A 19,404-nucleotide genomic window follows, 5' to 3' on the forward strand; every position below is an offset into this window, starting at 1 on the left:
ATGTGCCAGCACCGCACCTACAAGGCAGTCGCCGAGCTCTCCAGAGCACGCGAACTGGCTGCCACGACATCACCGTTCACCATCGAGGTGCGCTTCATCGGAGGGCTCACCAGCGGCCAGGAGCAGGCATTCGTCCAGGCCGCGGACCGATGGGCCCGCGTCATCGTCGGGGATCTGCCGACCGTCGTGCTCGGCGGCGACGTCATCGACGACATCCTGATCCTCGCTCAGGGCGTTCCCATCGACGGCACCGGCAAGATTCTGGGGCAGGCCGGTCCGACACATCTGCGGCCACCGGGCGCGGATCCCACGGCCCTTCTCCCGGTGCAGGGCATCATGTCGTTCGACACCGCGGATCTGGCCCGGATGGAATCCGAGGAAACGCTCAACGACGTCATCACCCATGAAATGGGGCATGTGTTGGGCATCGGCACCCTCTGGGAGCGCAAGGGCCTCCTCAAGGATCCCCGGACGGCCAATCCGAATTTCATCGGCGACGGGGCCATGGACGAGCACGGGCAACTCCTCGGCGGTACACCGGCACCGGTTCCGGTGGAGAACACCGGCGGCCCCGGAACCGCCGACGGCCACTGGCGGGAGACGGTGTTCCGCAACGAGCTGATGTCCGGGTTCATCGCCACCCCCGGAAACCCGCTGAGCCGGCTGACGGCGGCGAGCCTGGGCGACCTCGGGTACCAGGTCGACCTCGCGGCCGCGGAACCCTACAAGCTGCCCGACCTCCTCGAACTGGCCCGGGCCGGCGAACTGGTGGCACACACCGCGCCGACCGACGCGGGCATGGTGCTGCCGGTCATCCCCATGGTGCTCCCCGCAGCGTGAGGCGGGCGCTCCGGCGGGACGGGCCGCCTTCCGAAGGGTGCTTCGATGACCGTGTCCCTCGCCCCGGAGGCCGTCGTCCTCGACACCGTCGAGCGGTACTTCGAACTTCTCCAGGCACACGCGTCGGTACGGGAGATGTACGACGCCGTGCTCACCGGGGACTTCGAGACCGGCTTCGCGGGCGGCCGGATGTGGGAGGGGGAGTCGGGCCTGCGCGACTTCCTCGAGGCGCGGTCGGTCTTCTTCGACGAATCCCACGAAATCCTGCAGATCCTGGGTGCCCGGGAGAGCCCGCGCGGCTCCCTGCACGCCCGGACCCGCCTCCGCTTCTTCCTCCGCGGCCGCGAACCCGGGGCTGCCAGGAGCGACGAGTACACCGGGCAGGCCATCCACGCCTGGAGGCTGCGCCGGGACCCGCGGAGCGGCGACTGGCGGGTGGCGGCGCAGATCGTGGAGGGCTTCGCCCTGCTCGACGCCAACGCGAGCAGGCTGTTCTCGGCGACCGACATCGGTCTGGAGACCTGAGGGCTTTCCCGCGAGGCGCGGAGAGGAGCTGCGAACGGGAAGGTGCCGACGCCGTGGATCCGGACCTGCCCGCGCGCCTCCCGCTCAGTCGAACCGCTCGGCCAGCCCCCCGCCGAGCAGTCCGAACGCGCGGTCGGCGTCCGCGACGGCCTCCGGGTGGACCTCGTCGGCCGTCCGTCCCTCCGACAGCTTCCGCCAGTTCTCCCGGGCCAGGACCTGGAGCACGCTGATGATCTGAGTGGCGGCCAGCCGTGGCGCCGGATCGGACGGTTCGGCGGACACGGCCTCGCTCAGGGCTCCGGTAAGCGCCTCCTCGTTGCGCGAGCCGTACCGCACCATGCGGGCCAGCAGGCTCGGGGTGGCGTACAGCATGGCGTGAAAGGCCATCACCTGAGGGTGGTCGTTGAGGCCGCTGACCGGATCGCGCGCCCGCAGCAGCTCGTGCAGATGCCGGTGCAGCGCGGTCAGCGGTGACTGGCCGGGAGCGCGGTCGCGCACCACTCGTGCCGCCTCGTCCTGATGGTCGGCGATCCGGTCGAGGACCAAGTCCTCCTTGGTCGGGAAGTACCGGAACAGGGTCGGCTTGGAGACCTCGGCCGCCGCCGCGACCTCCGCCACCGACACCCGGTCGTACCCGCGCTCCAGGAAGAGCGTGATCGCCGCGTCCGAGATGGCCTGGTGCGTCCGCGCCTTCTTGCGTGCCCGGAGGCCCGACTGCTCGCTCACGGCGTCACCGTAGCACCTTGCGTGACCGGGAATCGATCGTTACCGGGTTGCTTTCTTTACCTGGTTGCGTTTTGCTGTGGGGGCCGGAGCGCGACATGGCTCCGGCACGACCGGCGATCCGCCGGGACCGACCCCCGGGCACGCCGCCGGTCCCACCGGCGAGCGGAACCGGGCCCGCCCACCGGTACGACACACCGGGACAACCGGTACGACACACCGGGGACAAGGAGCTGCGCATGACCACCGTGCTGATCGTGGGTGCAGGACCCACCGGCCTGACCCTCGCCTGCGACCTCGCCCGGCGCGGCGTCGCGCTGCGCATCATCGACCGGGCCCCGCGGCATGCCCGCACCTCGCGCGCCAAAGGCCCCAACCCCCGGAGCCTGGAGGTCCTGGAGGACCTCGGCGTCCTCGACGCCGTGCTGGCCACCGGCTCCGCACCCCCGGCGATGCGCAAGTACCGCGACGGCCGGTGGATCGCCGACAGCGATCCGTTCGAGAACTCCCGCCCCACCCCCGGCGCCCCCTACGACCGGGGCCGGATCATGGCCCAGTGGCAGCTGGAGCGGATCCTCCGGGACCGGCTCGCGGAGTACGGCGTGCGCGTCGAACCGGGCGCCGAACTCACCGGCCTCGCCCAGGACGGCACCGGGGTGACCGCGGAGCTCGCCGACGGCAGCCGCATCGCGGCGCGTTACCTGGTGGGCTGCGACGGCGGCCACAGCACCACCCGCAAGCTCCTCGGCGTCCAAATGGAGGGGGAGACCGCACCGGACCAGTCGATGGTCTGCGGCGACGTCGTGGCCGAGGGGCCGGAGCGCGACCGCTGGCACCAGTGGTTCGACGAGGACGGCGCCGTCATGATGTGTCCGATCCCCGGTACCCGGTCCGGCTGGTGGTTCCAGGCCGCGCCCGAACGCGACGCCGACGGGAACCCCGTCGCCCCGTCGCTGGAGAGCTTCCAGCGGCTGTGCGACCGGCACACCGGCGCCGGCGTCCGGCTGACCGAGGCCACCCTGCTGTCGACCTACCGGGTCAACGTACGGATGGTCGATCGGTACCGGGTGGGCAGGGTCTTCCTCGCCGGAGACGCCGCGCACGTCCACTCCATCGCCGGCGGACTGGGCATGAACACCGGCATCCAGGACGCTTACAACCTGGGCTGGAAGCTCGCCCTGGTCACGGCCGGCCGGACGGGACCCGGACTCCTCGACACCTACCAGGAGGAACGTCTGCCGGTCGCCGCCTGGACGCTGGACGTCACCTCCGCGGGGATGCGCGCCGTCCTGGAGGCGATCAGAAAGCCGGGCGGCGGGCTGGAAGCCGGGATCACACCGGAGACGTCCGCGCTGGGCCTGGGCTACCGGTGGAGCTCCCTCAGCCGGGACCGGTCCGGACGCACCGGTACCTCCGGAACCCCGGCCGGAACTCCCGATGTGCCCGCGGATGCCCTGAACACTTCGTCGGACGCCCTGAACGTTTCGTCGGAGGCCTCCGCCGGAGACGGCGCGGACACCCGCCTGCGGCCCGGCGACCGGGCGCCCGACGCACCCTGCCGGGACACCGCCACCGGTACGCCCCGGCGCCTCTTCGAGGTCTTCTCCGGACCGTACTTCACCCTGCTCGGCTTCGGCGCGGGCAGCACGGCCGCCCTGCGGGACATCGCCGCGGAACGGGGCGACACGGTACGGGTGTGCGCGGTGGACGCCGGGCCGCAGGCAGGGCCCGGGGGGAACGTGCCGGGCCTGGACGACCACGGAGGGCACGCCCGGTCCGCGTACGCAGCGGACGGGGACGGCCTGGTGCTGATCCGCCCCGACAACCATGTGGGCCTGCTGGTCCCGGCTGATGGCACCCAGGTGGTCCGGGACTACCTGGACGGGCTCGGCCGCTGATGCCGCGGGGCCCGGCGGGGGCCGACTCGTCCGCGGGGAGCCGCGGAAGAGCGGGCGGGAGGACGGCCCGATGACGCCACCGTCGCCGCGGAGGAGCCGGGCCCGGTGCGACCGGCCCTGGTCCGACCGGGCCGGGGCCGGTCGGGGGAGTCGCGGGCGAGTGGCCGGGAGCACAGTCCGATGCCACGACCGTCTTCCGTGGAGGAGCCGGGCCGGGACCGACCGGGCCGGCGCCTTCCGCGGGAGCCGCGGGCGGGAGGGCCGGTCCCACGCCGCGCCGGGCGCTCTTCAGCCACCGGTACGGCCCGCGGGCGGGAGCCCGCTGCGCTGCGTGACCGGTCCTCGCGGGCGACAGTGGAGGGGCAGCCCCGCGAAGGGAGGGACGAGGCGATGGCCCCGACACCTGCCGGGCCCGGCAGGGCTCCCCAGGAGCGGCACGGGGCCGCACCGGAGCACCCCGGCGCGGCGCACCCTTCCACTGAGCCCCGTGAGACCCTCCGAGCGCGCCACTCCGGGACGTGGCACGGCACCGCGCCCGGAGGAGCCACGGCGCCGGAGTCCCCGACCGGCGGCGCGGCCGAGTACGGTCCGGGGCCGTCGCACCCCACCGCTCACCACGGCCACGCCCCACCCGCCGGTACCGACCCCGCCCAACCGCGCGACGTGTATCCGCCGGTGCTGCGGCCCCTGCTTGCCGTGGTGTTCGACACCGACGGGGTGATCACCGACTCGGCCGGGCTGCACGCCGCGGCCTGGAAGGTCGCGTTCGACGCCTGTCTGCAGGCCGCGTCGCCGGACGACCGGGTACACGCGGACGGGCGGGACGACCCCGCACACGCGGACGGTCCGCCGGACGACCGGACACCTTCGGACACGCCGCCGGACGACCCCGCACACGCCGACGGTCCGCCGGACGACCGGGACAGCGGCACGGAGGACCGGCGCCCCGGTGGAGCCCCCACCCGCACCCCACCCGCCGGAGCCCACCGCACCGCCGACCGGAGGCCGTTCGACCCCCGCGAGGACTACCGGCGCTACGTGGACGGCAAGTCCCGGCTGGACGGCGCCGCGGCCTTCCTCACCGCCCGCGGGCTCGCCCTCCCCGACGGCAACGCCGACGACCCGCCCGGCACCGCCACCGTCCGGGCCGTGGCCGCCCGCAAGGAGCAGGTGTTCACCGACCGGCTGCGGGAGCACGGCATCGACCCCTACCCCGGCACGGTCCGGCTGCTGGCCGTACTCGCCCGGCACGGTGTGCCCTGCGCCGCCGTGTCGGCCTCCCGGCACGCCACCGAACTGCTCACCCGGGCCGGTGTCCGGGAACGGTTCGCCGCCGTGGTGGACGGTGTCGAGGCCGCCCGGCTGGAACTGCCGGGCAAGCCGCACCCCGCGCTCTTCCTGGAGGCGGCCCGCCGGCTGGGCGTCCCCGCGGCCGACGCAGCCGTGATCGAGGACGCCCTCGCCGGTGTGGAAGCGGGCCGCCGCGGAGGGTTCGCCCTGGTCATCGGGGTGGACCGGATCGCCGGTCCGACCAGCGCCGCCGATCTGCGCAAGCACGGTGCGGACCTCGTGGTCCGGGACCTGGCCGACCTGCTGGCCCCGCGGCCTGGTCCGGCGACCGCGGGGGAGTGACCATGGCGGAGTGGGCCTGGGAGTACACCGGATACCACCCACCGCAGGAACGCCTGCGGGAATCCCTGTGCACCCTCGGCAACGGCTACTTCGCCACCCGCGGAGCCGCGCCCGAGAGCGCCGCCGACGACGTGCACTACCCGGGTACCTACGCCGCGGGCTGCTACAACCGGCTGACGTCGATCGTCGGGGACCGCAGCATCGAGAACGAGGACATGGTCAACCTGCCCAACTGGCTGCCCCTGCGCTTCCACGTCCGGACCGAGGACGGCTCGGAGCCGTGGTTCTCGCCGGACGGGGACGAACTCCTGGAGTACCGGCAGGGCCTGGACCTCCGCGGCGGCACCCTCATCCGCCACATCCGGTACGAGGAGCCGGACGGCCGCCGGCTGCGCGTCGAACAGACCCGGCTCGTCCACATGGGGGACCCGCATCTCGCCGCGCTGCGCACCGAGTTCACCCCCGAGGGCTGGACCGGCGAGATCGTGGTCGAGTCCGCCCTCGACGGCGAGGTGACCAACGGCGGGGTCCACCGCTACCGGGACCTCAACGGCAGCCATCTGAAGCGGCTGCACACCGGCGCCCTGGAGCCCGACACGGTCTGGCTGACCTGCCGCACCAACAGCTCCGAGATCGGGATCGGCATGGCCGCCCGCACCACCGTCACCGGCCCGGACCCCACCGCGGCCCGCCTGCACATCACCCCTGCGAGGGCCGCCCATCTGCTCACCGTCCCGATCTCGCCCCAGGACCCGGTCACCGTCGACAAGGTCGTCGCCCTGCACACCTCCCACGACCCGGCGATCAGCGACCCCCTCCAGGCGGCCCTCGACAATCTGGCCGACGCCCCCGGATTCGCCGGGCTCCTGGAGTCCCACGCCCTGGCCTGGGAGCAGTTGTGGCGGCGGGCGGAGCTCGACGTCCCCGGCGAGGCGGGTCTCATCCTGCGGCTGCACCTCTTCCACGTCCTGCAGACGCTGTCGCCGCACACCGCGGAGCTGGACGTCGGCGTGCCGGCCCGCGGGCTGCACGGCGAGGCCTACCGGGGTCATGTGTTCTGGGACGAGCTGTTCGTGCTGCCGTATCTGAACCTGCACTTCCCGGAGGTGTCCCGCGCCCTGCTGAACTACCGTCACCGCCGGCTGCCCCAGGCCTGCCGGACGGCCGGTGAGGAGGGGCGGGCCGGCGCCCGTTACCCGTGGCAGAGCGGCAGCGACGGACGCGAGGAGACCCAGCAGCTGCATCTCAACCCCCGCTCGGGGCGCTGGCTCCCGGACCACTCCCGGCTCCAGTACCACGTCGGCTCGGCGGTGGCCTACAACGTCTGGCAGTACTGCCAGGCCGCCGGTGACACCGAGTACCTGCAGACCAAGGGCGCCGAGATGCTGCTGCAGATCGCGCGTTTCTGGGCGGACTGCGCCGTCCTCGACCCCGCCCACGACCGGTACTGCATCCGTGGCGTGGTCGGACCGGACGAGTACCACGACGCCTACCCGGACGCCCCCGGTCCGGGGCTCGACGACAACGCGTACACCAACGTCACGGCCGCCTGGGTGCTCGCCCGCGCCCTGGACGTGATCCGCGACCTGCCCGAGCCCCGGCGGCAGGAGCTGTTCGGGCACGTGGGGCTGACGGACGGCGACCTTGAGCACTGGGAGGACATCTCCCGGCGGCTGCGGGTGCCCTTCCACCGGGGCGTCATCAGCCAGTTCGACGGCTTCGGCGACCTCGCCGAGCTGGACTGGGGCGGATACCGCGAACGGTACGGCGACATCCGGCGGCTGGACCGGATCCTGGAGGCCGAGGGCGACACGGTCAACCGCTACCAGGCCTCCAAACAGGCCGATGTGCTGATGCTGGGCTATCTGTTCTCCCCGTCCGAACTGGCCGGTCTCTTCCACCGCCTCGGGTACCGGCTGGACGCCGAGACCTGGCACCGCACGGTCGACTACTACCTCCACCGCACCTGCCACGGATCCACGCTGAGCGGCCTCGTGCACGGCTGGCTGCTGTCCCGCGAACGGCGCGCCGAGGCATGGTCGTTCGTCCGCGAGGCACTGGAAGGGGACGTCGCCGACCTGCAGGGCGGCACCACCGGCGAGGGCATCCACCTCGGCGCCATGGCGGGCACCCTCGACCTGGTGCAGCGCGGTCTGACCGGGCTGGAGACCCGTCAGGACGCGCTGCTGCTGGATCCGGTGCCCCTGCCCGAGCTGTCCCACTACGGGCTGTCGGTCCGCTACCGCAACCACTGGGGCGTGACCCTGCGGCTGAGCCCCGGCGAGCTGCGGATCGGCGTCCCGCCCTCGGCGGAGCCGCCGATCACGGTGGTGCTGGCGGACACGACGTTCCTGGTCGCGCCGGGGGAGACCCGCCGCCTGACGCTGCCCCACGGCTGACCGCACCGCTGCGACGGCCGTCGGGGCGCCGCTTCCGCCGAGCCGGTCGGCAATGAAGTCGGCTCCACCAGCACGACACCGGTATGCCCGTCCGCGCTCGGCCCCTACCTCTTCACCCCCGGGCCGCTCACCCCGTCCACCGCCCGGTGAGGAAGCTGATGGCGAAGACGGTCATCACCGGCGGTGCCACGCAGAGGCAGACGGTTCCGAACCGGGGTCTGCGCAGGCTCCACGCGGCCAGCGCGATCCACAGCGGCCACCACAGGAGCGTGGCCCGAGGGACGGACGTGTACCAGTAGGACGTGCCCAGCGCCCACAGGCTGAGGCCGATGTACACCCCTTCGGGCCACCGGCGCTGCCGCAGCAGCAGACCGAGCAACAGGAGTCCGACGAGCATGGCCAGTAGCTCGGCCTGGGACATGAAGGCGTACCCGGTGGCCTGGGTGTGGGCGAAGGCCGCGTCCCAGGTGTTCCGCCAGGCCTCCCAGGGGGCGTGGAAGTCCCGGTACCAGCCGCGCTCCTGCGCGTGCTTCCAGGCCATCCAGTCACCGGTGTGCGCCTGGAGGTACCAGGTGTGGAGGGCAGCCGGCACGGCGGGGAGGGCCACCCAGGGCAGGGCGGAGAGGTCCCGTCGGCCGCGGAGGGCGAGCACGAACTGGACCGCGACGGCCGCGGCGAGGAAGAGACCGCTGATCCGGACGGTGGTGGCCAGCGCCGTCAGGACGGCGGCGAGCGGCCAGGCGCGCCGCTGTGCCGCGAGCCAGGCCGGCAGGGCGAACGCGAGGAACAGCGCCTCGGTGTACCCGGCGGCGAGGAATATCGCGCAGGGGGAGAACAGGAAGAGCAGCACGGCACGCCGGTCCCCGTCCGTGCCGGGCAGGTGCAGCCGGGCGATCCGGGCCAGCGCCACGACCGCGACGGCGCCGGCGACGAGGGAGATCAGCAGGCCGGCCGCGGCCCAGTCCGGGACGACGACGTGGACGGTCCGCAGCAGGAGCGGAAAGCCGGGGAAGAAGGCCTCCCGGTTGTCCCAGCCGGTCACCCACGGGCCCGCCCCGTCGGGGAAGTAGCCCTCGCGGGCGATCTGCAGATAGTGGTGCCAGTCCCACTGCTGAAAGGGCGCCAGCACCGGGGCACTGTCACGGGCCTTCCGGTCGGCGGGGAACAGCCACCGGGTGCAGTGGGCAAGGATCCAGACCCCGGCCCGGGTCAGCAGGTACAGCAGCAGCACCTCGCGGTCGGCCGGACCGAGCACCGCGAGCCGGCGGCGCCGGACGACAGGACGGACCCGGCCACCACCGGAGCCGCCCGCCGCGCCGAGCCGTACGGGAGCGCTGCCCGGTCCGCGGTCCGGCTCGGTGGGCGGGTGCGGTCGCTCCTGGCGAACGCGGGTGGTCATCGCGGGCATTCGGGACACTCCTTGTCGGACGCGGGCATGCGGGCCCGCCCGACGGCGGTCGTCGGTTCACGGGCGGTGGGGCCCGGGGCGAGCGAAGCTCCCGGGCGGGCTCCCGTCGGCGGGGGCCGGGCAGGGCCTGGAGGGGCAGGCCCCTCCGGGCCCCGCGGCTCAGGGGCCGGACGCCGTCGAGGTGGGCGCTGTCGAGGCGGGCGCCGAGGCGGGAGGCGCTCCCGACGAGGTCCCGAGGGGCGGCGCGCTGGGCTCCTGGGTCCGGGTGCTGCTCGGCGGCGAGGTCGGCGTGGACGACGCGGAGGAGGAGGGCCAGGAGGCCGGCCCCGAGGAGGAGGGCGCCGCGGAGGGCCCGGAAGGGGACGGCAGGGAGGAGGTCTCCGGTACCGGCGGGGCGTCGGCCGGCCCGCTGGTGCCCGTACGGCCGGGGCCGGTCAGGAACCCGGCGACCGCCGCGCCCGTCCCGCCGAGGAACAGGCAGGCGCAGGCCGCGCAGGCGGCGATCCGGCGACGGCGTGCCAGCCGGCCCCGCTCGGCGATGCGTGAGACGGGAGCCGACTCGGCACGCGCCTGCCCGGTGGCGGCGGCCTCCCGGAACAGGAGCCGCAGGGGGTCGTGGAGCTCAGGCACCGTGGGCCTCCTCAAGGCGCGGGTCCTGCAGTCGGTGGGAGAGCGCGGCCCGGCCTCGGGCCAGATGCGTCTTGACGGTGCTGGCGGACAGGCCGGTCTCCCCGGCGATCTGCTCGACGGTGAGGTCGCACACGTAGTGCAGCGTCATCGTCCGGCGCTGCTGGGCGGGGAGGAGGCGCAGCGCCTCCACCAGCGCCACCGACTCCGGCCCCGGCCCCTCCACGTGCGGGGGTGCCCCGCTGGAGTGCCAGGCCTCGGCCGTCCGGCGCCGGAAGCGCCAGCGGCTCACCGCCAGCCGCCAGGCGACCGTGCGGATCCACGCCTCGGGACGGCCGTCGCGGTCGAGCTGCCGCCGGCGGCTCCAGCCCTTGACGAAGGCCTCCTGCACCACGTCCTGCGCCTCGTGCAGGTCGCCCAGCATCACGTACAACTGCCCCGTCAGCCGTGCGACCGTCAGCGCGTAGAACTCTTCGAACTCCTCGACGGTCAACGGCCACTCCCCCGGATCTCTCGGTACTCACCCGGCATACGCCCGGCGGGCCGCCTCCGGTCTACACGGGACGCGAAGAAAGGACGTGATGCCCGTCACGTGGCCTCCGGGGCTCGCGCTCTCCGCCCGCGGCCGCCGCGGATGCCCGCCGCGCCCCGACCTCCGCACGCTCCCTGTCACTCACGCCCGGCTCAGGAACGGTGCCGCTCAAGCCCGGTGGCGCCCGGGGGGTGTCGCTCAAGCCCGGTGGCGCCCAGGGAGGGGCCGCTCAGGGGCGGTGGCGCCGGCGCCGTGCCCGCCGCTGCGCCGACCGCGCGGCCCGGCGCATCCGGTGCACCGGGCTCGACCGGACGGGGTCCTGCCGGTGCCGGTCGAGCTCCTCCGCCAGCCACTGGGAGCGCCGTTCGACATCCAGTTCGTTCAGCAGCCGGTCGACGTTGGCCAGCAGCGCGCCGTGCAGCTCCCACCGGTCCGGTTCCCGGGCGGACTCGGTGAACAGCAGATCCGCGATCCGCTGCCGGTCCTCCCGCCCTTCCGTCAGGGCCCGGGCCAGCTCTCCCTCCGCCACTTCGGCGTTGGAGCTGACCTGAGCCGTGATCAGGCGGCCGAAGCTGTCGACGGCGTCGGCGATGTGCAGGAACAGCTCGCTCAGCACGGCGGCCACCTGCCCCTCGTACACCGGTTCGCTCCGCCGCCGGTGCGAGAGGTCCGTCAGCGACCGGCACAGGGTGCGCAGCACCACCGCGCAGATCTCCAGGGTGTCCAGACCGCTGCGCAGCACCAGCCGGGCGAGCAGCCCCTCCCGCACCCGCGGATTGAACTTCATGCTCTCGTCCGCGCGGTTGAGCGCCGCGTCGACCTGGGCGATCTCGTTGTCCAGCACCCGCGCCCCGTGGAGCCACCGGACCGCGTCCTCCCGGGTCGCCCCGCGCTCCAGCTCCCGGGAGATCTGCATCAGCAGCGCCCGCATCCGCCGGCCGAGACCGGCGATGGCCTCGCCGGCGGGCTCCACCAGCACCGGCGGCGCGACCAGGGCGTTCAGCAGAATGCCGGTCGCCGCACCGATCAGGGTCTCGGCGACCCGGCTCCACGCCGCCTGGGCCACATGGCTGACGCCCAGCACGAGCATCGCGCTGATCGCCACCTCCGGCACGAACTCGTCGACGCGCACCATGTGCCCGACCACCAGGGAGGCGAGGATCAGCAGACCCAGGCTCCACCAGCTCAGACCCACCAGGGCGCTGAAGGCCGAGGAGATCAGCACGCCCGCCACCACGCTGTTCACCCGGCGCATCCCGGTGGTGAGCGTCGCGTAGAGACTGACCTGGACGACCAGCAGCGCCGTCAGCGGTGCGAGCAGCGGCGGCGGACCGCCGGAGATGAGCCACTCCGCGGCGGCGAAGGCGAGCGTCGCGGCCACGGTGCAGCGCACCGTCTGCACGACGATCGGATCGTTGCGCCGCCGGATCAGGCCGACGGCGGTCTCCCGGACTGCAGGCACAGTTCACATGATCGCGCCGGGTCGGGCGGGAGCGTCACCTGCGCCGGTCCATCCGTGGTGGGTCGGCGGGCGAACGGATGCGGCGGATGGCACAGTGGCGGACATGTCCTCGACGCGCGCGGTGCACGGAGCGCCTTGCTGGGTGAGTTTGATGACGCGGGAACTCGAGGCCGCCCAGAGCTTCTACGGAGCGGTGATGGGGTGGACCTTCCGCCCCGGCACCCTGGGCGACGAATTCTGCGTCGCCCTCGCGGACGGCCGGCCGGTGGCCGGTATCGGGGCCCTGGCCCACACCATGGCGGTCCCCGTCTCCTGGACCGTCTACTTCGCCGCCGAGAGCGCCGACACGGTGGCCGCCCGGATCCGGGAGCGCAGCGCGACCGTGGCGGTCGGCCCCCTCACCTACGGCAAGGGCCGCGCCGCGCTGGCCGCCGACCCGGCCGGAGCGGTGTTCGGCTTCTGGGAGGGCGAGGTCCTTCCCGAATGGCGCGTCGGCGCCGGCTCCGCCCCGGCGTGGCTGGAACTGCGCACCCGCGACGCCTTCGCCGCGGCCATCTTCTACGCGGAGGTCTTCGACTGGGCCTCCGGACGGCCCGACGGCTGCGAGGTCGAGTACGAGCACGACGCCGTGGTGGTCCTGGCCCGCGGGCAGAAGGTGGCGCGGCTGCGCGGGGGCGGTGTGGAGGCGGATCCGGACCCCCAGGTCCGCCCCCGCTGGAACGTCTACTTCCGGGTGCCGGACGTCGATGCCGCGGCCGAGGCGGCCGTCCGCGCGGGCGGCACGGTCACCGGCGAGCCGGACGACTCCTCGATCGGCCGCTCGGCGACCCTCCGGGACCCTCAGGGCGGCCTCTTCACGGTGACCACGGGGACCGGCGCCGCCGCCTGAACGCCGCCGTCTGAACGCTGCCGCCGGAACGCCGCCGCCTCAGCGCCCGCCGCCTGAACACCGGGCGCGCGCCTCGCCGAGAGGCCGTGGCGCCCCGCTCCGGCTAGCGTGAGGAGCATGCATGCGCCGCTGCGTACGGAACGGCTCGTGGTGCGCGACTGGACCCCCGGCGACGCCGAGGCCGCGCTGCGGATCTACGGCGCCGAGGAGGTCGCCCACTGGCTGACGCCTGCCATGCACCGGGTCGGCGACCTGCCCGCGATGCGCGCCGTCCTCCAGGCGTGGGAGGAGTCGCAGCCCAACCTGGTGCGGCCGTCGGGCCGCTGGGCCGTACAGCGCCGGGAGGACGACCGGGTGGTCGGCGGGGTCGTCATCCGGATGCTGCCGCCCTACGACGAGGACCTGGAGATCGGCTGGCAGCTCAGCCCCGACGCCTGGGGCCGCGGCTATGCGACGGAGGCCGGTGTCGCGGTGGTCCGGTGGGCGTTCGAACAGGGCGTGGACGAACTGTTCGCGGTCGCCCGCCCCAACAACACCAAGGCCGCGGCGACGGCCCGCCGGATCGGCATGGAATGGGTGGGGGAGACGACCAAGTACTACGACATGCGGCTCAACGTGTACCGCATCCGCCCCTCCGACCTGGCGGAACCCGTGCGCATGCCGACCGACCGCGCCCACGGCTGACGCAGGGACACCGCGGTGGGGCCGGGCGCGGGCGGGTGTCGGGCGCGCAGGCGAGGGAGGCCGCGGAGGCGCTTCACCTCGCGCCCGTCGAGGTGTGAAAACAGGAAAGTGGCGCCCGCCGTCCCGTGGACGGGCGCCACAGCCGAGGGGGCGGAGGAGCCGGAATGCCTGCCCGGCGTGCACCCCTCAGCGGTCAGGGCCCGGGGGCCCCGACGTCACCGGTCGACAGGGTCCTGCCGACCGAAGGAAACCTCAGCGGTTGACGCAGGAGTTCCCGAGGGCGGGGTTGGCGACACCGATGACGCTCACGGTGTCCCCGCAGGCGTTGACCGGCACGTGGATCGGGGCCTGGACCAGGTTGCCCGAACCGATGCCCGGGGAGAACACGGCGGCACCCTGGGTGCCCGAGTCGGCGACCGCCGCACCAGCGGCGGCGGAGAGGGCGGCACCGGCAGTGGCGGCCAGAACGGCGGCCTTGGCAATACGCGACATGACGCAAACTCTTTTCAGTCGTACAGAAAGAAAGTTCCCTGCCTGTGACAAGCAGGGAACCGGATCAACGCACCGGACGAGGTGAAGATGCGCCTTGTGGGTGGCTTTAGCCCGATCGAGTGAGTGGCGGGCGCGGTGTTGCCGCCGCTCAGCCGCTCTATCGCCCCGCCCGCCCCGCCGCCCGGGGGCGGAGCGTCCCGCCCCGGGGCCCTCCCGGCCGCCGTCGGTCCGTACGGGAGAATCCCGAGGGCGACGGAGAGGAGTCACATGCCGGGGACGTCCATGGCCGAAGGCCTGCGCCGGGTCGCCGAGGCGGGTCCGTTCTTCGCCGTGCGGACCGCGGAGGCGCCGGGGGAGGAGCCGCGTGCCCACGGGTATGTGCCGTTCGCGGAGCTCTGCGCGGACCCCGGCCCGCTGCGCGCCCGGATCACCACCGTGGCCGGCCGGCTGGGCACGGACGAGCTCCGGGTGGGCGCGTCCCTCGTCTTCCAGGGGCTCGCCGCCCGGCTGTGGTCCCTCGCGCTCGGCTCCGCCGTGCTCGCCGGCACCCTCCCCGACCTCTCCCCGGAGCGGCTGTGGTGGCACCCGGACCGGAGCGCCCCGGACGAACTCTGGCTGCCCGGCCCCGTGTCCGCTGCGGACGGCCCCGTGTCCGCGGCCGATCCCGGCACCTCGGCGGACCGGCTGCGCGCGGCGGTGGTCGACGGCCACCTCGTACCCCTGCACCGCGCCGTGCGGTCCGTATGTCCGGTTTCGGGGCAACTGCTCTGGGGCAACGCCGGGTCGGCGCTGTTCGGCTCGTACCGCGTCCTGCGCGACGGCTGCCGCGCACGGGGCCGCGCCGAAGCCGCGGACACGGCGTCGGCGCTGGTCCGAGAGCTGTTCCGGGAGCCGCCGCTGCACGGCACCGGCACCCTCGCGGGCGGCGGCTTCACCCGGCGCAGCTGCTGTCTCTACTACCGGGTCCCGGGCGGCGGCCTCTGCGGCGACTGCGCGCTCGCCTGAAGCGACGGCCACCCCGCGTGTGCTCGCGGGGCAGTGCCGGGTACTCCATGGCCAAGCAGATGCTCCGTGCCACCACGCGCTCGCCCGCGGGGCAGTGACCATGCTCACCCGAGGGGCGCGCGGTTGGCTGCCCGCGCCCCGCAAGCGCACCGTTGCTCCTGCCCTCCGCCGGTGGCCGATACCGATCCCCGGTTGTGGCCGGAGCGTGCTGCCCACTAACCTCTCAGGGCCTTGGTGTACGGGAAACCGGTGATGAAACCGGTGCGGCCCTCGCCACTGTGATCGGGAAGTCCGGTTCCACCCCTCGGGGAGCCACTGGGACGCCGAGCCGCCGGCTCGGTGCCCGGGAAGGCGGAGTCCGGACGGCATGACCCGTCAGCCAGGAGACCGGCCGGGGCGCGTCGTCCATCCACGAGGTGCTGGAGAGGTTCGCTTTCCCATGCATATAGCCGAGGGGTATCTGCCCCCGTTGCACGCGGTCGCCTGGGGCGCCGCCGCTGCCCCGTTCGTCGTCCACGGCGTCCGGTCCCTGTCCCGCGAGGTCAAGGAGAACCCCGAGAGCACGCTGCTGCTCGGCGCCTCCGGAGCCTTCACCTTCGTCCTGTCCGCCCTCAAGATCCCGTCGGTGACCGGCAGCTGCTCGCACCCGACGGGCACCGGACTCGGGGCCATCCTGTTCCGGCCGCCCATCATGACGGTGCTCGGCACGATCACCCTGCTCTTCCAGGCGCTGCTGCTCGCCCACGGCGGGCTCACCACGCTCGGGGCCAACGCGTTCTCCATGGCGATCGTCGGCCCCTGGGCCGGATACGGGGTGTACCGGCTGGTCCGGCGGCTGGGCGCACCGCTCATGGCCGCCGTGTTCGCCGGGGCGTTCGTCGCGGACCTGAGCACCTACTGCGTCACCAGCCTGCAGCTCGCGCTGGCCTTCCCCGACCCGGGCACCGGAGTGCTCGGCTCCCTCGCCAAGTTCGGCGGCATCTTCGCCGTCACCCAGATCCCGCTGGCGGTCAGCGAGGGCATCCTCACCGTGCTGGTGATGCGCCTGCTGACGCAGTCCAGCAAGGGGGATCTGATCCGGCTGGGCGTGCTGTCCCGCCGCGCGGAGAAGCAGGAGGCCGTTGCCCGATGAAGCGTCACACCAAGATCAACCTGCTGTTGCTGGTGCTGGTCGTCGCTCTTGCGGTGCTGCCGCTCGCGCTCGGCCTCGGGGACCACAAGAAGGAGCCCTTCACGGGCGCCGACGCCCAGGCCGAGTCCGCGATCACCGAGATCCGGCCGGACTACGAGCCCTGGTTCAGCCCGCTCTACGAACCGCCGTCCGGCGAGGTGGAGTCCGCGCTGTTCGCCCTCCAGGCCGCACTCGGCGCGGGTGTTCTGGCGTACTACTTCGGGCTGCGCCGCGGGCGCCGTCAGGGTGCGGAGCAGGCCACGTCCCAGGACGGCTCCGGGTCCCAGGACGGGGCGGCGACGCCGGACCGCGAGACCGCAGCCTAGCCGCGTGCTGCCCATCGACGCGGCGGCGCACAGCAGTCGCTGGCGCCGCCGCCACCCCCTGGACAAAGCCGTTCTCGCCCTCGGCCTGACGGTGTCGGCGGTCTGCCTGCCGCCGTGGCCGGGGTCGCTCCTCGTCGTGGTGGCCGCGCTCGTCCTGCTGCTGGGGCCGGCCGCCGTGCCGCCCCGTCAGCTGTGGCGGGCCTACCGCATCCCGCTCGGCTTCTGCGTCACCGGCGCCCTGCCGCTCCTCGTCCGGCTGGGCGGCCCGCACGGCCCGCTCTCCCTGGCTCCGGACGGGCCCGCGCACGCCGGACAGCTGCTGCTGCGCACCTCCGCCGCGTCGCTCGGGGTGCTGCTCTTCTCGTTCACCACGCCCCTGTCCGACCTGCTGCCCCGGCTGGCGCGGGCGGGCGTGCCGCCCGCGGTCGTCGATGTCGCCCTGGTCACCTACCGGATGGCGTTCCTGCTCCTGGACACCGTCTCCCGGGTCCGCCAGGCCCAGGCCGCCCGGCTGGGCAAGTCCGGACGGGCCGCGGCCTGGCGGTCGCTGGCCGGGCTCGGAGCCACCGTGTTCGTCCGGGCCTTCGCGCGCGCCGCCCGGCTGCAGACAGGGCTCGCGGGCCGCGGCTACGACGGCTCGCTCCGCGTCCTGGTGGCCGAATCCGAGGTCTCCCGGCGCTTCGTGGCCGCGTCCGTCGCACTCCTGGCGGGGATCGCCGCCCTCACGCTCGCACTCGAAAGGCTCACCCCATGACCGCAGGATCGCACCTGGTGGAACTCCTCGGCGCGGGATACGCCTACGAGGACGGGCCGGCCGTCCTGGACGACGTCACCTTCGGCATCCGCGACGGCCGCAGCCTGGCACTGCTCGGCCGGAACGGCAGCGGGAAGACCACCCTGCTGCGGCTGCTCAGCGGAGGCCTGCGGCCCTCGGCGGGCGAACTGCGCCTGGAGGGAACCACGGTCTCCTACGGCCGCGCGGGGCTCAGCCGGCTGCGCACCACGGTGCAGTTGGTGGTCCAGGACCCGGACGACCAGCTCTTCGCCGCATCGGTCGGGCAGGACGTCTCGTTCGGCCCGATGAACCTGGGGCTCCCGGAACCGGAGGTGCGCGAACGCGTCGCGGACGCCCTCGCCGCGCTGGACATCACCGCGCTGCGCGACCGCCCCACGCATCTGCTCTCCTACGGGCAGCGCAAGCGAGCGGCCATCGCCGGAGCGGTGGCCATGCGACCGCGGGTGCTGATCCTCGACGAGCCGACGGCGGGCCTCGACCCGCACGGCCAGGAACGGCTGCTGGAGGTGCTGGAACGGCTCCGGGCGGCGGGCACCACCGTGGTCATGGCCACGCACGACGTGGACCTGGCCCTGCGCTGGGCGGACGACACCGCCGTCCTCGCCCCGGACGGCCTGCGCACCGGGCCGACCGCGGAACTGCTGGCCGACGGGCGGCTGCTGGACGAGGCCCGGCTGCGGCGCCCGTGGGGGCAGGCGGCGGCCGAGGTGCTGCGGGCGCACGGGCTGCTCGGACCGGACACCACCGGGCCGCGGACCCCGGAGGACCTGGCGGGGTACGCGGTGGCGCGAACGGCCTGATGCCGGGCCGGTGTCCCGGGGCCTGCCCGGCCCGCGTCAGGTCGGGCCGGGCTCCGGTCTCGGCGCCCGGCCCCGGAGCTTCGTCCGGTACGTCGCCCCGCCCCGGTCCGCCGTGCCGGAAGGGCGGGCCGGGTCCGGCTCGCGGAGCGCCGCGCCACCCTCGACGGCAGGGGCAACGCCTCACCCGTCCCCTTCCGTTGCGGGCACCGGCACCGGCACCGGCATCGGCATCGGCATCGGCACCGAAACCGGCGCCGTCCGCGACCGGCCCCGCCGCTCGGTGCCGTCCGCCGTCAGGACCACCAGACCCCACGCCGTGAGCGCCCCGGCCGCGAGCGCCGCCGGAACCCCCGCCGTGCCGAAGCGGAAACCTTCGTGCAGCAGCCCGACGCCCACCGCCGCGGCGGCCACCGGATTGACGACCGTCACCGTGGCCAGCGGTGCGGTCAGGCCGCCACCCCGGTAGGAGGCCTGGGACGTGGCCAGCCCCGCGACCGCCAGCAGCGCCACCACGCCCAGGGCCGGCAGCTCCGCGGTCACCGGGACCGACGGCCACGCCTCCGCCACCGACTTCACGAACACCGACGCCATGCCGAAGCACACCCCGGACGCACCGGCCAGCAGAACACTGCGCGCGCCCGGCCGCCGCGCCCGGCGGCCCAGGAGGACCAGGACCGTCACCGTCGCCGCGGTCCCCACCGCCACGCCGGACTGCTCACCGCCGGACAGCGGCCGGGGCTGTCCCTCCTCCCCGGTCAGCAGCAGGAGCCCGGCCAGCCCGGCCGCGGTCAGCAGGGCGCCGCGCCGCCCGGCCGGGGTGGTCCGCCGCCGGACCGTCACCGCCGCCATCGGCAGGACGAACACCAGGGTCAGGACGCCGAGCGGCTGGACGACCGTCAGGGGGCCGAAGCCCAGGGCGATCACATGGAGGACCCCGCCGGCCCCGTTCAGCGCGGCCGAGGCCCACCAGTCGCCGCGCCGGAGCAGCGCGCCCCGGAGCGACGGCGTGCCGGCCGCCACGCGTTCCTGCAGAACGGCGGCCGCCGCGTAGCAGACGGCCGACGCCAGGCACAGCAGCACGGACAGGGTCAGGGGGCTCATGGGCGTCCCCGCCTCGCCCGTTTGCTGATCATGTGGTCAACGATGGGCGAACCATGGCCAGTTGTCGTCGTCTTGACGGACGCACCTGACATAC

General features: G+C 74.1%; 19 protein-coding genes and 1 riboswitch. Of the genes, 12 read left to right on the plus strand and 7 right to left on the minus strand.

Annotated features, from left to right (window positions below; all coding sequences use genetic code 11):
* Both ABT112_RS00495 and ABT112_RS00500 read left to right on the plus strand, forming a co-directional pair.
* On the plus strand, nt 1-840 hold the full coding sequence (locus ABT112_RS00495) for a leishmanolysin-related zinc metalloendopeptidase (RefSeq protein WP_351503889.1): 840 nt from the start codon (nt 1-3) through the stop codon (nt 838-840).
* Nucleotides 841-885: 45 nt separating this feature from the next.
* The gene (locus ABT112_RS00500) at nt 886-1,365 is read left to right on the plus strand and encodes a hypothetical protein (protein ID WP_351503891.1); all 480 of its coding nucleotides are present in this window, start codon (nt 886-888) and stop codon (nt 1,363-1,365) included.
* An 84-nt stretch (nt 1,366-1,449) separates the two neighbouring features.
* Here ABT112_RS00500 and ABT112_RS00505 read toward each other — a convergent pair whose 3' ends face one another.
* Entirely contained in the window at nt 1,450-2,091 is a 642-nt protein-coding gene (locus tag ABT112_RS00505; protein WP_351503893.1) for a TetR/AcrR family transcriptional regulator, read from the minus strand.
* A gap of 236 nt (nt 2,092-2,327) precedes the next feature.
* Here ABT112_RS00505 and ABT112_RS00510 point away from each other — a divergent pair, with 236 nt between their 5' ends.
* The 3 genes from ABT112_RS00510 (at nt 2,328) to ABT112_RS00520 (ending at nt 8,017) form a co-directional block, all read left to right on the plus strand.
* Nucleotides 2,328-3,986: an FAD-dependent monooxygenase gene (locus ABT112_RS00510; RefSeq protein WP_351503895.1), complete on the plus strand. Its 1,659-nt coding sequence runs from the start codon at nt 2,328-2,330 to the stop codon at nt 3,984-3,986.
* 675 nt (nt 3,987-4,661) lie between these two features.
* Nucleotides 4,662-5,618: an HAD family hydrolase gene (locus ABT112_RS00515; RefSeq protein WP_502975215.1), complete on the plus strand. Its 957-nt coding sequence runs from the start codon at nt 4,662-4,664 to the stop codon at nt 5,616-5,618.
* A 2-nt stretch (nt 5,619-5,620) separates the two neighbouring features.
* Nucleotides 5,621-8,017: a glycoside hydrolase family 65 protein gene (locus tag ABT112_RS00520; RefSeq protein WP_351503897.1), complete on the plus strand. Its 2,397-nt coding sequence runs from the start codon at nt 5,621-5,623 to the stop codon at nt 8,015-8,017.
* A 127-nt stretch (nt 8,018-8,144) separates the two neighbouring features.
* Here ABT112_RS00520 and ABT112_RS00525 read toward each other — a convergent pair whose 3' ends face one another.
* From ABT112_RS00525 to ABT112_RS00540, 4 genes are all read right to left on the minus strand, one after another.
* Entirely contained in the window at nt 8,145-9,425 is a 1,281-nt protein-coding gene (locus ABT112_RS00525; protein ID WP_351503899.1) for a mannosyltransferase family protein, read from the minus strand.
* A gap of 159 nt (nt 9,426-9,584) precedes the next feature.
* Nucleotides 9,585-10,055, minus strand: a complete 471-nt coding sequence (locus tag ABT112_RS00530) for a hypothetical protein (RefSeq protein ID WP_351503901.1) — start codon at nt 10,053-10,055, stop codon at nt 9,585-9,587.
* Nucleotides 10,048-10,545, minus strand: coding sequence for a SigE family RNA polymerase sigma factor (locus tag ABT112_RS00535; protein WP_351503903.1), 498 nt, complete (start codon nt 10,543-10,545; stop codon nt 10,048-10,050). Before ABT112_RS00535 ends, ABT112_RS00530 begins: the two co-directional genes overlap by 8 nt.
* A gap of 268 nt (nt 10,546-10,813) precedes the next feature.
* Nucleotides 10,814-12,046, minus strand: coding sequence for an FUSC family protein (locus tag ABT112_RS00540; RefSeq protein WP_351503905.1), 1,233 nt, complete (start codon nt 12,044-12,046; stop codon nt 10,814-10,816).
* 151 nt (nt 12,047-12,197) lie between these two features.
* On the opposite strand from ABT112_RS00540, the gene ABT112_RS00545 reads away from it, so the two are divergent.
* Together ABT112_RS00545 and ABT112_RS00550 are read left to right on the plus strand one after the other, a co-directional pair.
* Nucleotides 12,198-12,935 carry a VOC family protein gene (locus tag ABT112_RS00545; protein WP_351503907.1) on the plus strand — a complete coding sequence of 246 codons (738 nt, stop codon included), beginning with the start codon at nt 12,198-12,200 and terminating at the stop codon, nt 12,933-12,935.
* Nucleotides 12,936-13,052: 117 nt separating this feature from the next.
* On the plus strand, nt 13,053-13,619 hold the full coding sequence (locus ABT112_RS00550; protein ID WP_351503909.1) for a GNAT family N-acetyltransferase: 567 nt from the start codon (nt 13,053-13,055) through the stop codon (nt 13,617-13,619).
* Between the two features lie 252 nt (nt 13,620-13,871).
* Here the strand turns inward: ABT112_RS00550 and ABT112_RS00555 are convergent, their stop codons facing one another.
* Complete coding sequence (locus tag ABT112_RS00555) at nt 13,872-14,111, minus strand: chaplin (RefSeq protein WP_351503911.1); 240 nt, start codon at nt 14,109-14,111, stop codon at nt 13,872-13,874.
* Nucleotides 14,112-14,378: 267 nt separating this feature from the next.
* Between ABT112_RS00555 and ABT112_RS00560 the strand changes: the two genes are divergently transcribed.
* From ABT112_RS00560 to ABT112_RS00580, 5 genes are all read left to right on the plus strand, one after another.
* The gene (locus tag ABT112_RS00560) at nt 14,379-15,116 is read left to right on the plus strand and encodes a (2Fe-2S)-binding protein (protein ID WP_351503914.1); all 738 of its coding nucleotides are present in this window, start codon (nt 14,379-14,381) and stop codon (nt 15,114-15,116) included.
* A 215-nt stretch (nt 15,117-15,331) separates the two neighbouring features.
* Nucleotides 15,332-15,526, plus strand: a riboswitch (cobalamin riboswitch).
* A gap of 29 nt (nt 15,527-15,555) precedes the next feature.
* On the plus strand, nt 15,556-16,248 hold the full coding sequence (locus ABT112_RS00565) for an energy-coupling factor ABC transporter permease (RefSeq protein ID WP_351503916.1): 693 nt from the start codon (nt 15,556-15,558) through the stop codon (nt 16,246-16,248).
* Entirely contained in the window at nt 16,245-16,613 is a 369-nt protein-coding gene (locus ABT112_RS00570; protein WP_351503918.1) for an energy-coupling factor ABC transporter substrate-binding protein, read from the plus strand. Before ABT112_RS00565 ends, ABT112_RS00570 begins: the two co-directional genes overlap by 4 nt.
* Nucleotides 16,614-16,617: 4 nt before the next feature.
* On the plus strand, nt 16,618-17,367 hold the full coding sequence (gene cbiQ, locus ABT112_RS00575; RefSeq protein WP_351503921.1) for a cobalt ECF transporter T component CbiQ: 750 nt from the start codon (nt 16,618-16,620) through the stop codon (nt 17,365-17,367).
* The gene (locus ABT112_RS00580; protein WP_351503923.1) at nt 17,364-18,209 is read left to right on the plus strand and encodes an energy-coupling factor ABC transporter ATP-binding protein; all 846 of its coding nucleotides are present in this window, start codon (nt 17,364-17,366) and stop codon (nt 18,207-18,209) included. Before cbiQ ends, ABT112_RS00580 begins: the two co-directional genes overlap by 4 nt.
* Before the next feature lie 180 nt (nt 18,210-18,389).
* On the opposite strand, the gene ABT112_RS00585 is transcribed toward ABT112_RS00580, so the two are convergent.
* On the minus strand, nt 18,390-19,310 hold the full coding sequence (locus ABT112_RS00585; RefSeq protein WP_351503925.1) for a DMT family transporter: 921 nt from the start codon (nt 19,308-19,310) through the stop codon (nt 18,390-18,392).
* Nucleotides 19,311-19,404 lie beyond the last annotated feature (94 nt).

Source organism: Streptomyces sp. NPDC002055 (genome assembly GCF_040296705.1).
Lineage (GTDB): Bacteria > Actinomycetota > Actinomycetes > Streptomycetales > Streptomycetaceae > Streptomyces.